Annotated in this window: 18 protein-coding genes; 5 read left to right on the top strand and 13 right to left on the bottom strand. The window is 59.3% G+C overall.

Annotated features, from left to right (window positions below):
- Positions 1–7: 7 nt before the first annotated feature.
- On the bottom strand, positions 8–385 hold the full coding sequence (locus V8J84_RS05725; RefSeq protein ID WP_339928881.1) for a GFA family protein: 378 nt from the start codon (positions 383–385) through the stop codon (positions 8–10).
- A complete protein-coding gene (locus tag V8J84_RS05720) occupies positions 382–1,224 on the bottom strand; it encodes a 3-keto-5-aminohexanoate cleavage protein (RefSeq protein WP_339928879.1) in 843 nt (280 codons plus the stop codon). Before V8J84_RS05720 ends, V8J84_RS05725 begins: the two co-directional genes overlap by 4 nt.
- A 51-nt stretch (positions 1,225–1,275) precedes the next feature.
- Between V8J84_RS05720 and V8J84_RS05715 the strand changes: the two genes are divergently transcribed.
- The 4 genes from V8J84_RS05715 to nagA are packed head-to-tail and all read left to right on the top strand — an operon-like array spanning position 1,276 to position 5,116.
- Complete coding sequence (locus V8J84_RS05715) at positions 1,276–2,007, top strand: glutathione S-transferase (protein ID WP_339928877.1); 732 nt, start codon at positions 1,276–1,278, stop codon at positions 2,005–2,007.
- Between the two features lie 57 nt (positions 2,008–2,064).
- Positions 2,065–3,066, top strand: coding sequence for an SIS domain-containing protein (locus tag V8J84_RS05710; protein ID WP_339928875.1), 1,002 nt, complete (start codon positions 2,065–2,067; stop codon positions 3,064–3,066).
- Positions 3,063–4,004: an ROK family protein gene (locus tag V8J84_RS05705; protein WP_339928873.1), complete on the top strand. Its 942-nt coding sequence runs from the start codon at positions 3,063–3,065 to the stop codon at positions 4,002–4,004. Before V8J84_RS05710 ends, V8J84_RS05705 begins: the two co-directional genes overlap by 4 nt.
- Entirely contained in the window at positions 4,001–5,116 is a 1,116-nt protein-coding gene (nagA, locus tag V8J84_RS05700; RefSeq protein WP_339928871.1) for an N-acetylglucosamine-6-phosphate deacetylase, read from the top strand. Before V8J84_RS05705 ends, nagA begins: the two co-directional genes overlap by 4 nt.
- Before the next feature lie 11 nt (positions 5,117–5,127).
- Here nagA and V8J84_RS05695 read toward each other — a convergent pair whose 3' ends face one another.
- The 9 genes from V8J84_RS05695 to V8J84_RS05655 all read right to left on the bottom strand — a co-directional run bounded on the left by V8J84_RS05695 (position 5,128) and on the right by V8J84_RS05655 (position 16,249).
- Positions 5,128–8,358, bottom strand: coding sequence for an efflux RND transporter permease subunit (locus V8J84_RS05695; protein WP_339928869.1), 3,231 nt, complete (start codon positions 8,356–8,358; stop codon positions 5,128–5,130).
- A 6-nt stretch (positions 8,359–8,364) separates the two neighbouring features.
- Entirely contained in the window at positions 8,365–9,609 is a 1,245-nt protein-coding gene (locus V8J84_RS05690) for an efflux RND transporter periplasmic adaptor subunit (protein ID WP_339928867.1), read from the bottom strand.
- A gap of 175 nt (positions 9,610–9,784) precedes the next feature.
- Positions 9,785–10,240 carry a CIA30 family protein gene (locus V8J84_RS05685; RefSeq protein WP_339928865.1) on the bottom strand — a complete coding sequence of 152 codons (456 nt, stop codon included), beginning with the start codon at positions 10,238–10,240 and terminating at the stop codon, positions 9,785–9,787.
- A 3-nt stretch (positions 10,241–10,243) separates the two neighbouring features.
- Positions 10,244–10,633: a monovalent cation/H(+) antiporter subunit G gene (mnhG, locus tag V8J84_RS05680; protein ID WP_339928863.1), complete on the bottom strand. Its 390-nt coding sequence runs from the start codon at positions 10,631–10,633 to the stop codon at positions 10,244–10,246.
- Complete coding sequence (locus V8J84_RS05675) at positions 10,630–10,917, bottom strand: K+/H+ antiporter subunit F (protein WP_339928861.1); 288 nt, start codon at positions 10,915–10,917, stop codon at positions 10,630–10,632. The genes mnhG and V8J84_RS05675 overlap by 4 nt, the downstream gene beginning before the upstream one ends.
- On the bottom strand, positions 10,914–11,414 hold the full coding sequence (locus V8J84_RS05670) for a Na+/H+ antiporter subunit E (RefSeq protein WP_339928859.1): 501 nt from the start codon (positions 11,412–11,414) through the stop codon (positions 10,914–10,916). Before V8J84_RS05670 ends, V8J84_RS05675 begins: the two co-directional genes overlap by 4 nt.
- 1 nt (position 11,415) lies before the next feature.
- Complete coding sequence (locus V8J84_RS05665) at positions 11,416–12,960, bottom strand: monovalent cation/H+ antiporter subunit D (RefSeq protein ID WP_339928857.1); 1,545 nt, start codon at positions 12,958–12,960, stop codon at positions 11,416–11,418.
- Positions 12,957–13,367: a Na+/H+ antiporter subunit C gene (locus V8J84_RS05660; RefSeq protein WP_339928855.1), complete on the bottom strand. Its 411-nt coding sequence runs from the start codon at positions 13,365–13,367 to the stop codon at positions 12,957–12,959. Before V8J84_RS05660 ends, V8J84_RS05665 begins: the two co-directional genes overlap by 4 nt.
- Positions 13,367–16,249 carry a monovalent cation/H+ antiporter subunit A gene (locus V8J84_RS05655; RefSeq protein WP_339928853.1) on the bottom strand — a complete coding sequence of 961 codons (2,883 nt, stop codon included), beginning with the start codon at positions 16,247–16,249 and terminating at the stop codon, positions 13,367–13,369. Before V8J84_RS05655 ends, V8J84_RS05660 begins: the two co-directional genes overlap by 1 nt.
- Before the next feature lie 277 nt (positions 16,250–16,526).
- Here V8J84_RS05655 and V8J84_RS05650 point away from each other — a divergent pair, with 277 nt between their 5' ends.
- A complete protein-coding gene (locus V8J84_RS05650) occupies positions 16,527–17,234 on the top strand; it encodes a hypothetical protein (RefSeq protein ID WP_339928851.1) in 708 nt (235 codons plus the stop codon).
- On the opposite strand, the gene V8J84_RS05645 is transcribed toward V8J84_RS05650, so the two are convergent.
- A complete protein-coding gene (locus tag V8J84_RS05645) occupies positions 17,212–18,201 on the bottom strand; it encodes an adenosine kinase (RefSeq protein ID WP_339928849.1) in 990 nt (329 codons plus the stop codon). The genes V8J84_RS05650 and V8J84_RS05645 overlap by 23 nt on opposite strands.
- On the bottom strand, positions 18,198–18,842 hold the full coding sequence (gene nth, locus V8J84_RS05640) for an endonuclease III (RefSeq protein ID WP_339928847.1): 645 nt from the start codon (positions 18,840–18,842) through the stop codon (positions 18,198–18,200). Before nth ends, V8J84_RS05645 begins: the two co-directional genes overlap by 4 nt.
- Positions 18,843–18,859 lie beyond the last annotated feature (17 nt).

The raw sequence follows: 18,859 nt of genomic DNA, 5'->3' as shown, positions 1-18,859 counted from the left end.
TGCGCCGCTAATCTTCAGACCGATCCCGTGGGTAAACATGTGTTCCCACAAATGGTGGCAACACGGCCTCGCGGTGGATGGCCCAGCTTTCGTATGTCGGGCGGAACTGGTCGGGGCAGTCAAACGTGCCAAGATGCACTTCCACCTCATCCCCGCTTTGCGCAGAGACAGATGACCCGCAGGCCGGGCAGAAATGGCGGCCACGATAGGCGGCTGTATCACCTGTGACGCTGACAGCCTTTGCCGGAAAAATCGCAGCGGCATAAAACAACGCGCCGTGGTGCTTGCGGCAATCCATGCAGTGGCAAATTCCCACGCGATCAGGCGGCCCATCGGCAGTGATCCGCACCGCCCCGCATTGGCATCCGCCTGTCGATTGGATCATGCCACTCCCGCTGGACGCAGGCCAAGCATCCTGCGGGTCTGGTCAATTGTCGCAACGGGCCTGTCATACTTGGCACACAGATCAGCCGCACGCGCGATCAAGGCTGCGTTCGACGGGGCCAGCGTATCACGATCAAGCCGCATGTTATCCTCAAGCCCCGCGCGGGTATGCCCGCCTGCCGCAATAGCCCATTCGTTGACGATCACCTGATTAGGACCAACGCCCGCCGCACACCAAAGCGCATCGGGCGCGCGGTCGCGCATGATCTTCACGTAAAAATCAAACACGTCCTTGTCGGCAGGCATGGCATTTTTGACCCCCATCACAAACTGCACGTAAAGCTGACCTGGCAGCACGCCGTCCTTATGCTTGGCGATGGCTTGCAGAATGTGGCTTAGGTCAAAGGCCTCGATTTCGGGGGTGATGTCATAGCGCGTCATCTCGGCGGCAAGCCACGCGACCAGATCAGGCGGGTTTTCATAGACGCGGGTGGGGAAGTTATTTGATCCCACGGACAGCGACGCCATGTCGGGCCGCAAGGGCAGCATTCCGCCCCGCTCCGCCCCCGCGCCTGACCGCCCGCCGGTCGAAAACTGGATGACAACGCCCGGGCAATGCTTTTCCAGACCCTCTTTCAGCGCCGCAAAACGATCAGGATCGGATGAAGGCGTTTCGTCGTCGTTGCGCACATGCGCATGGATGATCGACGCCCCCGCCTCAACCGCCGCATGACTGCTTTCGATCTGTTCGCTGACCGTGATCGGCACAGCCGGATTGTTGGCCTTCGTCGGGACAGAGCCGGTGATTGCGCAACACAGGATGCAGGGGGTCTTGGTCATATCAGGATCACCAGTTATTGCCTTTGTGCGACGACCCTAGCGCAAATTTTCATGGCAAGCCAAGGTGCGCGGGTCGCATCCCGTCCGTCATCTGCTAAGCTGATGGCGAACCGCCTCAACACCGGACAGATCATGCGCCCGATCCTTTATTCATTCCGCCGCTGCCCCTACGCGATGCGCGCCCGGCTTGCCATCGCATCGGCAGGCTTGGTGCCGGAACACAGAGAGATTGTTCTGCGCGACAAGGCACCGGCGTTTCTGGCAGCTTCACCCAAAGGCACTGTGCCAGTCGTCAAAGACGGTGACACGGTGATCGAAGAGTCGCTTGATGTCATGCTGTGGGCGCTTAGGCAGTCCGACCCCGATGCGCTTTTGGACATGCCCCGCGCAGGGTTCGATGTAATCGCGACCAATGATGGCCCGTTCAAGCACGCGCTGGATCGAACGAAATACCCTGACAAATTCGGATCAGACCCCGCGCAGGCCCGCGCCGCAGCGCAGGACTTCCTTGATCAACTTTCCCAAACGCTTGGCGACAAAGCATTCCTTTATGGCGACAGCCCACGGCTGGCGGATTACGCCATTCTGCCGTTTGTGCGCCAGTTTGCCCATGTGGACAGGGCACGGTTTGATATTGATGCCCCTGCCCCCGTGCGGCACTGGCTGGATGCCTTTCTGGCGTCGGATCATTTCGCGGGCATCATGCAGAAATACCCCAAATGGCATGACGGCGATCCTGTCACCCTCTTTCAAGACGCGCCACGCCCCACCGCACCGGCCTGACAGGCGATAGACGGCGCCCACATTTTGCGGCAAGACTTGACCGAATGGATCACACCAATGCCCACAGATAACCCCGCACCCGGCCAACACATGGCCGCCGAAGCCGCCGAGGCGCTTGCCGTGTTCTGCAAGGCGGCCACGAAGGACATTCGACTGGACGCCAAGCAGCCCACTGCGATCTTCACCATCGCGCGGGGGTCGTCCGACGCTGCGGCCAATATCCTGTCGTATGAATTCATGCGCGAATTGCAGATACCTGTCACATCGCTGCCCCCATCGGTGTTTTCGCTGGGTGACGGCGTATCGCTGAACGGGGCCGCCGCGATGATCGTCAGCCAGTCGGGGGCCAGCGATGATCTCGTGCAATCCGCCAAGGGGGCTCGTGCGGGCGGCGCGGCTGTTGTGGCGATCACCAACCACACAGACAGCCCCGTGCAGGCGCAATCCGATGTGACGATCCCCATCGGCGCAGGTCAGGAAAACGCCGTGCCAGCGACCAAAACGGTGACCGGATCTATTGGTGCCGGTATGGCCTTATTGGCTGCATTCAAGCCTGGTTATCGCGACAAAATTGCAGGCGCCGTTGATCAGTTGCGCGGTGCGAATGTCACGCACCCCGATGCCCACGATCTGCGTGCGGCATTGCTGCGCGCGCGCCACGTGTATGTCATCGGGCGCGACACCGCCTTTGGTGCAGCACACGAGATTGCGCTGAAGCTCAAGGAATGTTGCGCCATCCATGCCGAGGCTTATTCCAGTTCAGAGGTCCTGCACGGCCCGCTCCAGCTTGCGACGAACCCACTGATGGTGCTGATCCTTGATAATGGGGCACCATGGGTGCAGGACAGTCTGGATGAGGCCGAGGCCCGCTTTCGACAGGTTGATTGCGATGTGCACAGGATCAGTCCAGCCGATCTTGGGTTGCCGCAGCTTTTGCCACCAGCCGCCGCTGCCGTTTTGCTGGCATCGCTCTACCCTGTTATCCTTCAAACGGCGCTGGCCCTAGGCCTTGATCCGGATGCGCCTGAGACTTTGTCAAAAGTCACCCAAACCACATGACGACGCGGGCCGCTGACACAACGCACGCGATTGCGGCAGGGATCGACATCGGCGGCACCAAGATTGAAGTGCAGGTGTTCGACAGCGCATGGACGACGATTGCACGCCAGCGGGTCGCGACGCCAACGAATTATCCCGCCCTTCTCACGGCGGTGACCGATGTTATTGGCTGGGCACGGGATCAGTCCGCATCGCCGCTGCCTGTCGGGATCGGGGCTGCTGGTCTGGTCAATCCGGCAACGGGCCTTGCGCTGGCGGCCAATCTGCCAGCCTCGGGCCATCCGTTTCCGGCAGACATCGCCGAACATGCAGGCCAGCCTGTCACCTATATCAACGACTGCCGCGCCTTGGCTGTGTCAGAGGCCGTCTTTGGCGCAGGTCAACCTTACCGGACCGTGGCATCTATCATCATGGGCACAGGCATAGGTGGCGGGATATGCATCGAAGGGCATATCTTGACCGGCCCAACCGCTACCGGCGGGGAACTTGGTCACACAGCCGCGCCCGCGCATGTTGTCGCCGCCCATAACCTGCCTATCGTGCAATGCGGCTGCGGGCGTATGGGGTGCATTGAAACGCTTGTCGCCGGGCCCGGCCTGCAACGGATTGCCAAACATCTGACAGGTGCCGACCTGTCACCACAAGAGATTGCCGCCCGCCGTCACGACGATATGGCGCAGGTCTGGGATGTGTGGTGCGCTCTCGCGGCTGAACTGGTTTTGGGTCTGACGCTGACTGTCGACCCTGACGTGATTGTTCTGGCAGGCGGGCTAAGCCGCATCACGGGGATCGCCGATGATCTGGCAAAAGCAGCGGCTGCCGCGCAGTTTGGCGGCTTTGGCATACCACCGATTGTATTGGCGCAGGGCGGTGATGCCAGCGGCGCGCGAGGTGCAGCCTATGTCGCTTGGCAAGACCAGCACGGGGCAAACGCATGAAAGGCGTTTGGCTGACACCCTCATCTGCTTTTGATGGTGCTGATATCATCACAGGGCGCTCCTACCTCGTGAATGACGGGCAGGTCACGGATGAGGACGATCAGCGCGCCGATGCCATCGCATTACAAGGATGCCTGACACCGGGGTTTGTTGATCTACAGGTCAACGGTGGTGGCGGCGTGATGCTGAATGCAACGCCTACCGCCGACGGGATCAAAGCCATTGCCGCAGCGCACCGTCAATTTGGCACCACACATATCCTACCCACAGTCATCACCGACGACCCCACCGTCTTGGACCGTGCGGCCACGGCTGCGATAGATGCCTACACGCGTGACGTTTGTCTTGGCCTTCATATCGAGGGGCCGCATATCGCAATGGCGCGGCGTGGCACACATGATCCGGCCTTCATCCGTCCGCTTGATGATACCACGATCACTATTGTCCAAAGACTGCGCGACAAAGGCGTGCCTGTGAAAATCACCCTCGCGCCAGAGGCCGCAACGCCTGCGCAAATCACACTACTGGCTGGCATGGGCGCAATCGTATCGCTAGGCCACACAGACGCAACTGCCGAAATGGTCGAGGCCGCGATTGCGGCGGGGGCGACCTGTGCCACTCATCTCTTTAATGCGATGTCGCAAATGCAAGGCCGCTCTCCGGGGGCTGTCGGGGCGGTTCTTGGCGGGGATATTGCCTTTGGTATCATCTGCGACGGTCACCACGTGGACAACCGGATGATCCGTCTCGCACTGCGGGCGGCTGGACCGGACGACAGGGCTTTTCTGGTCTCCGACGCGATGGCCACGGTTGGCGGGCCGCCCGCTTTTGAGCTTTATGGTAAAACAATCACGCTCGAAGATGGTCGGTTGGTCAATGCGGACGGTAATCTGGCAGGTGCGCATACGACAATGGCCGAAGGAGTGCAGCGCCTGACCGGACCTATTGGCGTTGATCTGTCACGGGCGCTACGCATGGCGGTCACCACACCCGCGGGGCTGATCGGCGCGCCACATCTGGCCCGACTGGTCGGCCAACCTGCTCAGGACGTGCTGATACTGGATCATCGCAACGTAGCGCTATCGACACTTGCGGATCACATCATCGGCTGACCCGTCACACGCTATTCCGCGGCAATCGGCCCGGTCTTGTCATTGTGATCTACGGCCTCGGTCCGGTCCGGCTTGGACGGCACAACCCAAGATACCACCGACATAATCGCTGTCACGATATGATGCTGAGCCATAAAGATCGCGGGCACCGTCAGCACGATGATGAACGTCCCGATCAGCACGCCATACCCGATCGATACAGCCAGCGGGATCAGGAACTGCGCCTGCAACGACGTTTCCATGATCAAAGGGTAAACGCCAAGGAACGTGGTCAGCGATGTCAGCAGGATAGGCCGGAACCGCTGCTTAGTGCCTTCGATAACCGCCTCACGGGCCGTCATGCCATCGGCGATGTGTTCGTTATAAACGTCCACCATCACAAGCGAATTGTTAATCACAACGCCAGCAAGTCCGATGATCCCGAAGATCGACAAAAGGGAAAGCGGAATGTTCAGGATCAGGTGGCCTGTCACGGCCCCAATCAGACCCAGCGGGATCGCAAACATCACTACAATCGGCTGGACATAAGACCGGAACACCAGTGCCAAAAGCGCAAAGATGATAAACAGCGCAATGCCAAGCGCTTGGCCAAGTGCGGCTTGTGCATCGCCCTGCTGGCGTTGCTCACCGCCCAGTTCATAGAGAAGCCCGGGGGTCTGTTCCTGCAACTCCGGCAGAATTTCACTGACGATGACCTGATTGACCTCGCCACTGGTTGCCACGGATGTATCAAGATCCGCCGTCACGGTCGTAATCTGACGTCCATCGCGGCGCAGGATTTGGGTGGGTGCTAGCCCCTCGCGCACGAAAGCAACCGTGCTCAACGGGATCAAATCACCATTTGGCGTGCGGATTTGCGTATCCAGCAGATCGGCCAGACTGTCGCGTTGGTCTTTTGGAAAACGCACGTTCACTTCGACATTGTCCGCACCGCGCTGCACTGATGTGGCCTCGATCCCGAAGAAACCGGCGCGGGTTTGCTGGGCGAGCGTTTCAAGCGTCACACCGTATAGCGGGGCTTCTGCGCGCAACGCCAGATCGTATTCCAGCCGCCCCGATGAATCGTCATCGCGGATCGCAAAGACACCCGGGATCGCGCGCAGGCTGTCCCGCAGCGATGCGACCACGGGCGAGATGTCCTGCCCGTCAGGCAACGATAATTCGATAGCAACGGGATCGCCCGCGCCAATCAGCTCTGCCGAAACGGTCAGCTTGTTGACCGATGCGACCTCACCAATTTCGGCGCGCCAAAGGCGTTCGAATTCGGATGTTTCCCACGTGCGGCGCGTGGGGTCGGTAATCTGCACGATGACATTGGCCAGCGTTGCGCCATCAGCCGCGCGCCCGCCTTCGGGGCCGCCACCGCCGACACCTTGGCCAACAACCATATTCAGCCCCACGATCACAAGCGGCGCACCTTCTGGCAGGTCGGCTTGTATCTGCGCGCCCGCACGCTCTGCGGCTAGCCGCACGTCATCGGCCACACGCTCGGTCATGGCGAAGGTGGTGCCATCTGTCATTTCGATGCTGGCTGTGACGAAGTCAGCTTCAATCGAGGGGAAGAAGTTGAATTTCACATACCCATGCACAAGAAGACCAACCGTGCCCATCATAAGCGCCACCGACAGCGCGATAGGGATCAGGATCGCAAGCCCCTTGGTCGTCAGTCGCAGCAACGCATCCAGCGGCACGCGGATGAACCACTGCAATACCGCATCAACGATGCCGCGCACAAAACCCAGCGCCCGAAACACGATATTAGGGCGATAGTCCGACGACACATCCAGCGACGACAGATTGCGCGGCAGGATCACCAATGCCTGAAAGAGCGACAACGTAAGAACCACGATCACCACAATCGGAATGTCGATCAAGAATTTGCCCAACGTGCCGGGCAGCTGGGTAAGCGGCCAGAACGCCACAATCGTCGTCAGCGTGGAAAAGATGACCGGCACCGCAATGCGCTGCGTGCCTTTGACCGCGGCCTCAACAGGCGACAAGCCCTTCTCGCCGTTACGGTAGATGTTTTCGCTGACAACAATCGCGTTATCCACCACGATTCCGATGGCTAGGATGAAGCCGAAAAGCGAAATCATATTGATCGACACGTCCAGCGCGCCAAGCACGATAAACGTGGCCGCAAAGGACACCGCAATGCCAACGGCGGACCAGAACGCCAGCCGGATATCCAGAAACAGCGCAAGACACAGGATCACCAGCGCAAGGCCGATGGCCGCGTTTTCGACCAGCAGATCGATGCGGTCTTGCAAATCATCCGCATCGTTTTGCCAGACCGTCGCATTCAGCCCGGGGTTCAACGAGGGAACGAAATTGTCCTGCAGATAGGCACGTGCGTCCGCCACGATATCAAGAACCTGCTCGTCGCCAACACGGAACACATTGACCGACACAGCCGGCTCTCCGTTGAAGGTCGCGGAAAGGTCCGAGTCCTCAAACCCGTCGTTTACCGTTGCGATGTCGCGCAGATACACCTTGCCACCCAGATCATCGGTGCGCACCACAATCGCCTCGAAATCGGCGCGCGTATAGTTGCGGCCCGTGGTGCGGATCGGGATCGTGACGGTATCGGTATCAATTGACCCGCCGGGCAATTCCAAAGACCCCGACCGGATCGCAAGGGCAATTTCGTTCAGCGTCAGCCCGTAAGCCTGCAGCGTATCGCGGCTTACCTCGACCGAAATTTCATAGTCGCGGGTGTTGCTCACTTCGACGAACGAAATGCTATCAAGCTGCGCCAGCTCGGTTTTCAGACGCTCTGCTTCCTGCTTCAGAACGACCTCGGGCACGTTGCCATGCACCGCAATCTCAAGAACACGGCTGGAGTTGTCGGCTTGCACGACCACGGGGTCGTTAGCGTCGTCAGGAAATACGGTGATCCGGTCCACTTCGGTTTTGATGTCGTCCAGTTTTTGCTGGATGTCCTCGCCGCGCAGGAATGACACTGTGACACCGCCGCGGCCTTCACTGATGGATGCGGTCAGGCTGTCGATCCCGTCAACGCCAGACAGTTGATCCTCAATCGGGCGGACAATGCTTTCCTGAATTTCCGTGGGCGACGCGCCGGGATAGCTGACAGAAATGCTAACGGTATCCAGCGTGAAGTCAGGAAACGTCTTTTGCGGCATGCCAAGCGCCGTCAGCGCGCCAAGGATCACGACAAACACCATCGTCAGGTTTGCAGCGACAGGATGTTCGGCCATCCAGCGGATCAGCGTTTTCATATCCGCTTACTCCGTGTCGGCAGAGGATGACCCCTGCCCCATCTGACTGGCCGAAACATCGCGCAGCGGCATGCCTTCGGTGACACCCGCAAGCGTGGTGCGGATCAGGCGCGTATCGTCGGGCCAGTCATCTATGCGCACGTAAGTTGTTTCACCATCCACGTGGATCGGCTGGGCCACCAAGGTCCTCAGTGTGCCTTCCTCGCCTTCGCCCGGCTCAAACAGCCAAAGCTCATTGGCATTGCGCAGCGCCGTGGTGGGGATAGCATAGGTGTTTTCCTGCCGCACGCCGTCAATCTCAACGCTTGCAAAGGCATTGATCAGGGCCGGAGGCGTGCCGTTGGCCAGCGCATCGGCATTCATCAGGCGCGGGTTGGCAATGTCATCAATCTCGACCGTTGCGCTGAGCGTGCGTGTGCGCGAATCCAGTGCCGGATCAACGCGGGTCAGATGCGCATCCCATTCATAGACCTGACCCGAAAATGCCACGCTGACCCGCGCCTCGGCCATCCCATCGCTGAAAAGGCCCGGGATGAGTGCGGCGTCAGCTTCACGGATCGGGATGACGACTTCCATGCGGTCGTTCGTATAAATCTCGGCCACCGCCTGACCAGCGGCGATCACGTTGCCGACCTCTTGCGATTTCGACCGCACGGCCCCGCTGAACGGCGCGACCACGCGCGTATTACCAAGTGCGATCTCTGCCGATTGGCTGGCCGCACGCAAGGAATTCAGGCTGGCAATCAGTTCGGCCTCTTGCGACTGCAACTGATCCAGCGCCTGCTGACTTGCGACACCGCGTTCGCGCAGTTCCGTGGTCCGCGTCAGTTGCGAACGGGTCAGGTCAAGCCGCGCCTGCGTTGCCTCGATGTTGGCCTGCGTCTGGTTCAGATTGGCCTGTTGGGCGGTGTTGTCGATCTCGACCAGTACATCACCCTCGTCAAACCGGCCCAAGCCCACGATGGCCGGATGCAGGTCGGCAATGCGCCCGCCTACGGATGTGGAGACAGTAATCTGGCGATAGGGTTGAATGAACCCGTCGGCCCGCAAAGGCAGCGGGCGGTCAAATCGTTCCACTTCAAGCGTTTCAACAAGGGCCACAGGCCGTTCAACGGCAGCAATCTCGACCACCTCGCGGTTTTCGCCAAGATACCGGAACCCCGCCACCCCGCCAAAAATGATTGCCGCTGCAATGACCAGCCACAGTGTTTCCCGCAGGAAGGTCGCAAAAATCCGAAGTGCTTTTTTCAAAATACTATTCCTTGCGACCCAACTGGTATGTCATGGATTAAACGCCCGCAGCGGCGGTTAAGTTGCGAACTGATTAGTTTAGTTACGCGGGCCGCACTGTTTCAGATCACTTGCGACATGCAAAAAGGCCGCCTGAGTGGGCGGCCTCTCATAAATTTCTGCGATCGGGGTGCGTCTAGTAGAGGGCGACTTGCGCCACAGCAATATCGGCTTCCATCACCTCGCCAACGGCCAGAATGCCGATCCGGCGCAACTGGGCAGGGTCAAATCTGGCTTCCGTGTTGTTGCTTTCAAACGTGGCAAACGGGAAGCGGATGGTCGTCCATTGCGCGGGCGCTTGAAATCCTGTGCGAAAAGACTGCCAAGGACGGCTCAGCTGGTCGGTCCGCAGCCGGACATCGTAGTCCTCTTCATTTCCGATGACGTCTATGGCGATCCCCGTCCACGCACTCACATCGTCGCGCAGATCGGCAGCCATCTGGATAAAGCCACCGTTGTTATCAAGCGATACATCCCCCGTCAGCCGTGTCGCCGCGCGTCCGGCCACCTGCTCTTGCGTGATCTGGCCGCTTGAAACGCCGCCCATGACGGTGTCGGCGACGAATTCCCAATTCAGATCAAGCGGCTCCATGTCTTATTTCGCCTCGATCTCGAAGTGTTCGCGGTCAGCTTCGGGCACATTCAACGTGGCCCAAGTGTCATCGCGCGGCGGGAGCGGCGGTGTATCGCAAGCGCGGCGGTGGATATTCACCTTGGCAATGAAATTGGCCGAGATTGGCGCTGTTACAAACAAAAACGCCATAATCAGCGCCTCGTGCAGTGATCCCTGCCCAATGGTGAATGAATAGATCATCGACCCAAGCAACATGGCACCAATGCCCACGGTCCCCACCTTGGTCGGGGCGTGCAGGCGGGTCATGGGGTCGTTGAATTTCAGCAGGCCAATGACGCCCACCAGCGCAAAGCCCGCACCGATGAAAAGGCAGATGGCCGCGGCATACGTTCCGATCACGTCCCAGCTCATTCGATGATATCCCCCCGCAGCACAAACCGCGCATAGGCGACGGTGGATACAAAACCAAGCATCGCGATAATCATCGACGCCTCGAAAAAGATCTGCGTGCCTTGGGAAATTCCCAGCAGGACGATCAGGCCGATGGCGTTCACGACCATCGTATCAAGCGCAAGGATGCGATCGCCGGTCGTTGGCCCAATCACCAGACGCAGCATCGACATAACCTGCGCAAAGGCCACCACGCAAAAGGCGACAATCACGGCAAGGTCCAACAGATATTGGGCTTGGCTCATACGAAAATCTCCTTCAGGCGGGCCTCGTAGCGGGTCTTGATGTCGTTGCGCACGCTGTCAGGATCATCGGTGTGCAGGACATGGACAAGCAGCGAATGGCCCTCGTCCGACAAATCGGCAGATACCGTGCCGGGGGTCAGCGTGATGGTCCCTGCCAGCATCGTGATCGCCTCTGGCTGCTTAAGGTCCAGCGGGATCACGATCCACGCGGGCTTCAGTTTGCTATTGGGCACCGTCAGCACGATCCACGCCACCTCGACGTTGGCCACCAGAATATCCCAGATCACCACAAAGATGTATTTGATCATCCGGCCCCAGTGGAACTGCTTGGGCTGGTCAGGCCACCAGACAGCGGTGCCGCGCGGAATAATCACGCCAAGGATCAGGCCAAAGACCAGCATTCCCCATGAAAACTGGTTCTGCAAAAGCAGCCAGACCACGGCCAGAAGAACGGTCAAAAGCGGGTGCGGGAAAAGCCAGTTGAACGCACGTGTCATATCAATACTCCCCCGCTTTCGCATCGCTCAGCTTGCCAGGCGTGTTCAGCACCGTGTCGATGTAATCGCGCCCGTCAAAAAGCTGCTCTGCAATGGTTGTTGAATAGGCCGTGACCTGACCGGCAAAGACCGTATGCGCCACCAGAAGGGCGAGCAAGCCGCCAACCGCAGCAAACGACAAAGCTGAAGGACGCTCTGCTGGAATATGATCATCCGGCAGCGGCACGCTGTGCGCCTTCCAGAACACAACACTGCCCGCACGACCGAAGCCGACGACGGCGACAAGGCTGGAGATTAGCACAGTGGCCCAGATGACAGGACGCATCGCGGTGTCAAAACCGGCATCCAGCAACAGCAGCTTACCGATAAAGCCAGACAGTGGCGGCAATCCGGCCATTGCGATGGCAGCGGCAAAGAACATCCCCGCCGTCAGCGCGGCCCCTGCTACGGGCGGTTGCGAGCTAAGCCACAAATCCTTGCGACCTGCGCGCACAAGGTCTGTGATCAGGAACAGCGCTGCTGCGGCAAGCGTGGAATGCACGATGTAGTAAAGCGCCGCCGCGATACCGGCCTGCGTGAACATGGCAATGGCAACCATCACCATCCCCATGGACCCGATCACCGAAAAGGCCACCAGCCGGTCCAGTTGCCGCGCCGCCAGAATACCGACCATGCCCACGGCCAGCGACACCAATGCGGCTGGCAGCAGCCAATCCCCGTGCAGACCTGCCGTCGCCTCAAGGTCCGGCGGGAAGATCATGGTATAGACACGGATGATCGCGTAGGCGCCCACCTTGGTCATGATCGCAAAGAGGGCCGCGACGGGTGCAGGCGCCTCGGCATAGCTGGACGGCAACCAGAAATGCAGCGGCACAAGGGCCGCCTTGATGGCAAAGACCAGCAACAGAAGTACGGCAGCGATGCGAATGCCTGCACTTTGTTCGGGGTTGATGTCACGCACACGCTCGGCCAGATCAGCCATGTTCAGCGTGCCCGTGTCGGCATAAATCGCGCCCAGCGCAAACAGGAAGAGCGTTGATCCCAGCAGGTTAAACAGCACGTATTGCACGCCCGCATGCAGCCGCTTGTTACCGCCCGCGTGGATCATCAGACCATACGACGCGATCAGCAGAACCTCGAAGAACACAAACAGGTTAAAAAGGTCACCGGTCAAAAACGCACCCATGATGCCCATCAGCTGGAACTGGTAAAGCGCATGGAAATGCCGCCCGCGATCATCCCAGCCAGAGCCGATTGCATAAAGCAGCACAAACAGCGACAGCACGGCCGTCAGCAAAACCATCAGCGTGGACAGCCTGTCACCGACAAGCACAATCCCGAACGGGGCCGCCCAGTCACCGGCCTGATAAAGCATGACAGTGCCGTCAGACGTTTCCCACGCAAGCCCCGCCGTAATGGCGATCAGGGCCAGCACACCCGCGACGGAAAATACGCGCTGGATGCCGATGTGATAGCGGGCCGCAAGAACAATGAACGGTGCCAGCAGTGACGGCAGCACCACCGGAAGGACAAGCCAATGTGTCATGCCACACCTCCGGTCTTGGTATCGCGGATCGGCGTGTCATCCGCTTGTGGCGTCATAAGCTCTTCGGGGAGATCATCAGGCACGCCGCCTTCGGGGTCGTCCACATGATCGTCATTCCCGCCCAGAAACGCGCCCAGCGAAATCATCACCACCACGGCCGTCATCCCGAACGAGATCACGATGGCAGTCAGGACAAGCGCCTGCGGAAGCGGATCGGTATAGGTTTCCGCATCCGTCAGGATCGGCGGCGCACCGACGACAAGGCGACCGGACGCAAACAGGAAAACGTTTACCGCGTAGGTCAGCATCGAAATGCCCATAATGACGGGGAAGGTGCGCAATCGCAGCACAAGATAAATGCCAGCGGCGGTCAGAACGCCAATCGCTGTCGCAACAAGAAGCTCCATCAGACGGTCCCCCCTGCTGGTGACTGCGGCGCGGTATCATCATCCCGTGACGGGTCAACGTCCATCGCATGATCGTTGTCAGGCACATGCGCACGGCGCGCCAACCGCGAGAAACTTTCCAGCGACAGCATCACAGCACCCACAACGGCAAGGAAAACGCCCACATCAAACAAGGCAGCTGTGGCCAATTCAAACTCCTGAAACGGCGGAATACGGACATAGGTGAAATCTGATGTCAGGAACGGTTTGCCAAAGAACCACGACCCCACACCGGTCAGACCCGCAACCAGCACGCCCGCACCAATCACCCCGTGATAGGGGTAGCGCAAGCGGTCGGACGCCCAGTTAAAGCCGCTTGCCATATACTGCATCACAACACCAATCGACACGATCAGACCCGCGATAAAACCGCCGCCCGGTTCATTGTGACCGCGCAGGAATATGTAAAAGCCCACCAGCATGACAACGGGCATCAGCACGCGGGTCAGCACCACCATCATCATCGGGTGCATGTCGCCCGCGCGTGGCTGGTCCGGCTTGCGGTTCAACAGGCGCGCGCGCACGGGGCCGTTCAGCAAGGTTTCGGTCAGCGCATAAATCAGCAGCGCCGCGATCCCCAACACGATGATCTCACCAAAGGTATCAAAGCCACGGAAATCCACGAGGATTACGTTCACCACATTGGTGCCGCCGCCGCCCTTGTAGGAATTGGCCAGATGGAACTCTGAAATCGGGCTGCCGACCGCGTCGCGCAGCAGATAGTGATAGGCAAGTCCTGTCGCCGCAACACCACCAACGATCGCGACCGCCGCATCACGCACGCGACGTATTGCACCGCTTTCCTTGGGCGTCTGGTTTGGTAGGAAGTTCAGCGCCAGCAGCAGAAGGATGATGGTCACCACTTCAACCGTGATCTGCGTCATCGCCAGATCGGGCGCACTGAAATAGACAAACCCGACAGAGACCATCAGACCCACAATCGCGATCAGGATCAATGACAGCAAACGGTTGCGATGCATCATCACCATGCCCACGGACGCGGCCACCAGCATCGCCCAGCCCACCACTGGCACAATGCCAACGGGCTGTATCTCGCGCGTGGCAGCGCCGACAACACCGGACGCATAGGCATAGTAGCCCGCACCGATCACGGTGATCAGCATCACGGCGGCGTAGCGTGTGAAGGCACCGTTATGGATGCCGTGAACAGTCTTTCGGGCCAGCCCGACCATATCGGCAATCAGTGCCTCGAACATGGTTTTTGCCTCTGGCCGCGGTGTTGCCTCCCACAGGCGCGACAGCGGTTTGAACAGCAACAGCACGATCAGACCGCCAGCAATGGCCACCATCGACATATAAAGCGGGACATTGAAGCCATGCCAGATTTTGATGTGGTAGTCCGGCACCTCGGCGGCACTACCAACAACAGCTGCCGTGATCAGGTACACCAGTTCCTCGACCAGCATCGGTGCGACACCAATCGCGACCACAAGAACAACAAGGATCGCAGGCGGCAACCACATCCCGGGACCGGGATCATGTGGCTTGGCAGGATAGCTTTCGGGATCACGCTTTTTACCAAGGAACGTGTGACCGATCAGACGGAAGCAATAGGCCGCCGACATGAGCGACCCGAAGGTCACCAGCGCAGGCACCAGCCAGTCAGGGCCGAAGAGATAGGTTTTTTCCATTTCCTTGAGCATCATTTCCTTGCTCAGGAAACCATTTAGTAACGGGATACCCGCCATGGAAAGCGCAGCCAGAGTCGCAATGACAAAGGTAATCGGCATCAGGTGCCGCAAGCCGCCAAGGATGCGAATATCGCGGGTCTTGGTCTCGTGGTCGATAATGCCCGCCGACATAAACAGCGCCGCCTTGAACGTCGCGTGGTTCATGATGTGAAACACAGCAACCATCGCGCCAAAGGCCGTACCGGTGCCCAGCAGCATCGTGATCAGGCCCAGATGCGACACGGTAGAGAACGCCAGTAGCGCCTTCAGATCATGTTTGAACAGCGCAATCACCGCGCCCAGCACCATCGTGATCAGCCCTGCGGTGGTGACGATGTAAAACCACTCCGGCGTGCCGGACAACGCGGGCCACAGTCGTGCCATCAGAAAGATGCCCGCCTTTACCATGGTGGCCGAGTGCAGGTAGGCCGACACAGGCGTTGGGGCCGCCATCGCGTGCGGGAGCCAGAAGTGGAACGGAAACTGCGCCGATTTTGTAAAACAGCCTGTCAGGATCAGCAAGAGTGCAGGCACATAAAGCGGGTCCGCCTGTATCAGATCGCGGTTTTGCAAGATGACGGACAGATCGTAGCTGCCCACGATATTGCCCAGAATCAGCAAACCACCGATCAGCGCCAGACCACCCATACCGGTCACGGTCAGCGCCATCCGCGCGCCCTGACGGCCCTCTGGCAGATGCTTCCAATAGCCGATCAGCAGGAACGACGACAGCGACGTCAGTTCCCAGAAAATGAGCAGCAACAGGATGTTATCGCTCAGCACGATACCCACCATCGCGCCTTGGAACAGCAGCAGGTAGGTAAAGAACTCGCCCATATTGTCTTTGCGCGACAGATAACTGCGGCCATAGGCAATAATCAAAAGTCCGATACCAAGGATCAGCGTGGCAAAGAAAAAGCCCAGTGCATCTAGCATCAGATTCACGTTCAGCCCAAGGATCGGTATCCAGTCAAACCGCGCCGTGACCACCTCACCTGCCAGAATGGCGGGCAGGTTTGTCATCAGGCCGACAAAGGCGATTAGTGTCACCGTAAAGGTCACGCCAGCGCAGGCCTGTCGTCCGGCCTGATTCATCAAACCGGGTAAAAGCGCACCCAAAAACGGCAAAGCAACGATGAGGAAAAGAGACACGTGAACTCCCGAATTAAGAAGCGCTGACATGCGCGGACCCATGCATCAGGTCGCGCCCTTTCTGATGTGAATTCGGATAAATCACAAGCCAGACGGCACGCAGACCATGCCATGTCCCGGAAATTCCTCCCTCTGGCAATCAAAATGGGGCATTGACCCTGCTTGGCAAGGGATCGTGATTGCTTTTTTGACAAAAATCGTCGGGATTATCAAAACTGGCCAACAGACGCATCGGGACTAGGTAAATGGCGCGGCGCAAATAGACGGGGCGGGCCCAGTGACAACTGTATTAATCATCGGAAGCGGGCCAAACGCGGTTGCGGCGCGTGAATGGGAGCGCGGCCCGTTTGACCGGATCGTGGCGATCAATAACGCGTGGCGCGTCCGGCCCGATTGGGATGATCTGATCCACCCCAGCGACTTCCCCGACGCGCGCAAGCCGGACGATCTGGCAGGGGGGCAACGCATCATCACGGCTGACGACTACGTGCCCCTGCAAAACGCCTTTGGCGGCTTTGTTTACGCAGGTGGCACCATGGCCTTCACCGCTGCCTACTGGGCACTGGCCGCGTCGAAACCGCGCGTGATCGCGATGATTGGCTGCGATATGGTCTATCCACCGTCGGGCAACACGCATTTTTACGGCACAGGCACCGCTGACCCTTTGCGCACCGACATCAGCCTGCGGTCACTTGAGGCCAAATCAGCGCGCCTTGCAACACTTGCCGCACGTGAGGGCTGTGCCATGGTAAACCTATCCGCCGATGCAAGCCGTCTGACCTTCCCGCGCGCGCAACCTGCGCAATCCGCCGCGTGCACGCCGCTAAATTACAGCGCAACAAAGGTCGCGGCGGCCCTCAAAGAAGAGGACCGCCTTGGGTATTACGTACCATCAGGCAAATACTGGAAAGAAGAAGATCGCTTTGATCCCGCCGCCATCGACGCGCTGGATCAGATGTGGCTCAAAGCAGGCCAGCCTCTTTGAACAGGACCTTCAGATCAGCCTTAGGGCGTGGGCCGATGTGGCCGATCACCTCGGCTGCGGCAATCACGCCCATACGCCCGCAGTCCTGCAAAGACCGCCCCTGCGCCATGCCAAACAGGAACCCTGTCGCAAACTGATCGCCAGCGCCTGTCGCATCAACAGGGGTCACGGGCGTCACCGCCGCCTCAACCTGCTCGTCCCCGCGCCGCAGGATTACCGGATCACCAGAGCGCGTGCAGACAACCGTCTCGCAATGCGCCGCTGCCTTGTCCAAAGCCTCTGCCAGATTGTCGGTCTGGTAAAGCGTGGTCCACTCGTCCTCGTTGCCCAGCACAAAATCCATGTCGTCGGTGATCAGGCGCTGGAAGTCTTCGCGGTGGCGGTCGGCACAAAACGGATCAGACAGTGTGATCCCTGCCTTGCCACCGGCCTCGCGCATGGCCTGTGCTGCCGCGGCAAAGGCTGTCTTTCCTTCGGGCTTGTCAAACAGATACCCCTCAAGAAACAGGATTTTGCTGTTAGCAAAAATCTCGGTCGCAACATCGTCCTGCCCCAGATCGGCCCCTGCGCCCAGATAGGTGTTCATCGACCGCTCACCGTCGGGCGAGACAAAGATCATCGATCGCGATGTCGGCGCTTCTGCCCCAGCAACCGGAGCGTTCGGGAAAGCTGTGCCTGCGTCTTCCATACCCTCGGCATAGAAGCGCCCCAGCGCATCGTCCTTCACCTTGCCGATAAAAGCCGTATTCAGGCCGAGGCTACCCAGTCCTGCAATCGTGTTTGCCACCGATCCGCCCGGCGTTTCGGTCCGGTCGGACATTGCGGCATAAAGCACCTCGGCGCGGTCGCGCTCGATCAGTTGCATGATGCCCTTCTCGATCCCCATCTGGTCGAGAAACATATCAGGGGCGCTGGCGATCACGTCCACGATGGCATTGCCGATCCCGATCACATCATAAGAACTCATAGGTTTTTATCCTCGAACTGGCACAGGTCGCGTATCAGGCAGGCCGCGCATTTGGGTTTTCTGGCGACGCATGTATAGCGCCCGTGCAGGATAAGCCAGTGGTGCGCGTGTAGCTGGAAATCGGCTGGCGTGTGGTCCTCGACCGCGCGTTCTACCGCGTCCACGTCTTTGCCTTTGGCAATCCCCGTCCGATTGCCCACGCGGAAAATATGCGTGTCCACCGCCTGTGCAGGCTGGCCCCACCACATGTTCAGCACGACATTCGCCGTTTTGCGCCCCACACCGGGCAACGATTGCAGCGCGGCGCGTGAATTGGGCACCACGCCGTCATACTCATCGACCAAAATCTGGCTGAGCTTGATGACGTTCTTTGCCTTTTGCCGGAACAGACCGATTGTCTTGATATGCTCCGTCACCCCCTCGATCCCGAGATCGAGCATCTTCTGCGGCGTATCAGCCACCGCAAAGAGCCCGCGCGTGGCCTTGTTCACGCCTTTGTCCGTAGCCTGCGCCGACAGGGCCACAGCCACCACCAGCGTATAGACATTGACGTGCTCCAACTCCCCCTCCGGTGCGGGGTCGCTGGCGTGGAACCGCGTGTAGATCTCGCGGATGGTATGGTAATCAAGTTGCTTTGGCATGGGCACTCTATGCCCTG

Origin of the sequence: Yoonia sp. 208BN28-4, assembly GCF_037543925.1 — a bacterium.
Lineage (GTDB): Bacteria > Pseudomonadota > Alphaproteobacteria > Rhodobacterales > Rhodobacteraceae > Yoonia.
Note: the sequence above shows the minus strand (reverse complement) of the source record. Positions and strands in the feature narration are given on the sequence as shown.

Excerpts from the sequence above, each read along its gene's own strand:
- V8J84_RS05725 (WP_339928881.1), bottom strand. The coding sequence starts at position 385 with ATGATCCAATCGACAGGCGGATGCCAATGCGGGGCGGTGCGGATCACT.
- V8J84_RS05720 (WP_339928879.1), bottom strand. The coding sequence starts at position 1,224 with ATGACCAAGACCCCCTGCATCCTGTGTTGCGCAATCACCGGCTCTGTC.
- V8J84_RS05715 (WP_339928877.1), top strand. The coding sequence starts at position 1,276 with ATGGCAAGCCAAGGTGCGCGGGTCGCATCCCGTCCGTCATCTGCTAAG.
- V8J84_RS05710 (WP_339928875.1), top strand. The coding sequence starts at position 2,065 with ATGCCCACAGATAACCCCGCACCCGGCCAACACATGGCCGCCGAAGCC.
- V8J84_RS05705 (WP_339928873.1), top strand. The coding sequence starts at position 3,063 with ATGACGACGCGGGCCGCTGACACAACGCACGCGATTGCGGCAGGGATC.
- nagA (WP_339928871.1), top strand. The coding sequence starts at position 4,001 with ATGAAAGGCGTTTGGCTGACACCCTCATCTGCTTTTGATGGTGCTGAT.
- V8J84_RS05695 (WP_339928869.1), bottom strand. The coding sequence starts at position 8,358 with ATGAAAACGCTGATCCGCTGGATGGCCGAACATCCTGTCGCTGCAAAC.
- V8J84_RS05685 (WP_339928865.1), bottom strand. The coding sequence starts at position 10,240 with ATGGAGCCGCTTGATCTGAATTGGGAATTCGTCGCCGACACCGTCATG.
- mnhG (WP_339928863.1), bottom strand. The coding sequence starts at position 10,633 with ATGAGCTGGGACGTGATCGGAACGTATGCCGCGGCCATCTGCCTTTTC.
- V8J84_RS05675 (WP_339928861.1), bottom strand. The coding sequence starts at position 10,917 with ATGAGCCAAGCCCAATATCTGTTGGACCTTGCCGTGATTGTCGCCTTT.
- V8J84_RS05670 (WP_339928859.1), bottom strand. The coding sequence starts at position 11,414 with ATGACACGTGCGTTCAACTGGCTTTTCCCGCACCCGCTTTTGACCGTT.
- V8J84_RS05665 (WP_339928857.1), bottom strand. The coding sequence starts at position 12,960 with ATGACACATTGGCTTGTCCTTCCGGTGGTGCTGCCGTCACTGCTGGCA.
- V8J84_RS05660 (WP_339928855.1), bottom strand. The coding sequence starts at position 13,367 with ATGGAGCTTCTTGTTGCGACAGCGATTGGCGTTCTGACCGCCGCTGGC.
- V8J84_RS05645 (WP_339928849.1), bottom strand. The coding sequence starts at position 18,201 with ATGAGTTCTTATGATGTGATCGGGATCGGCAATGCCATCGTGGACGTG.
- nth (WP_339928847.1), bottom strand. The coding sequence starts at position 18,842 with ATGCCAAAGCAACTTGATTACCATACCATCCGCGAGATCTACACGCGG.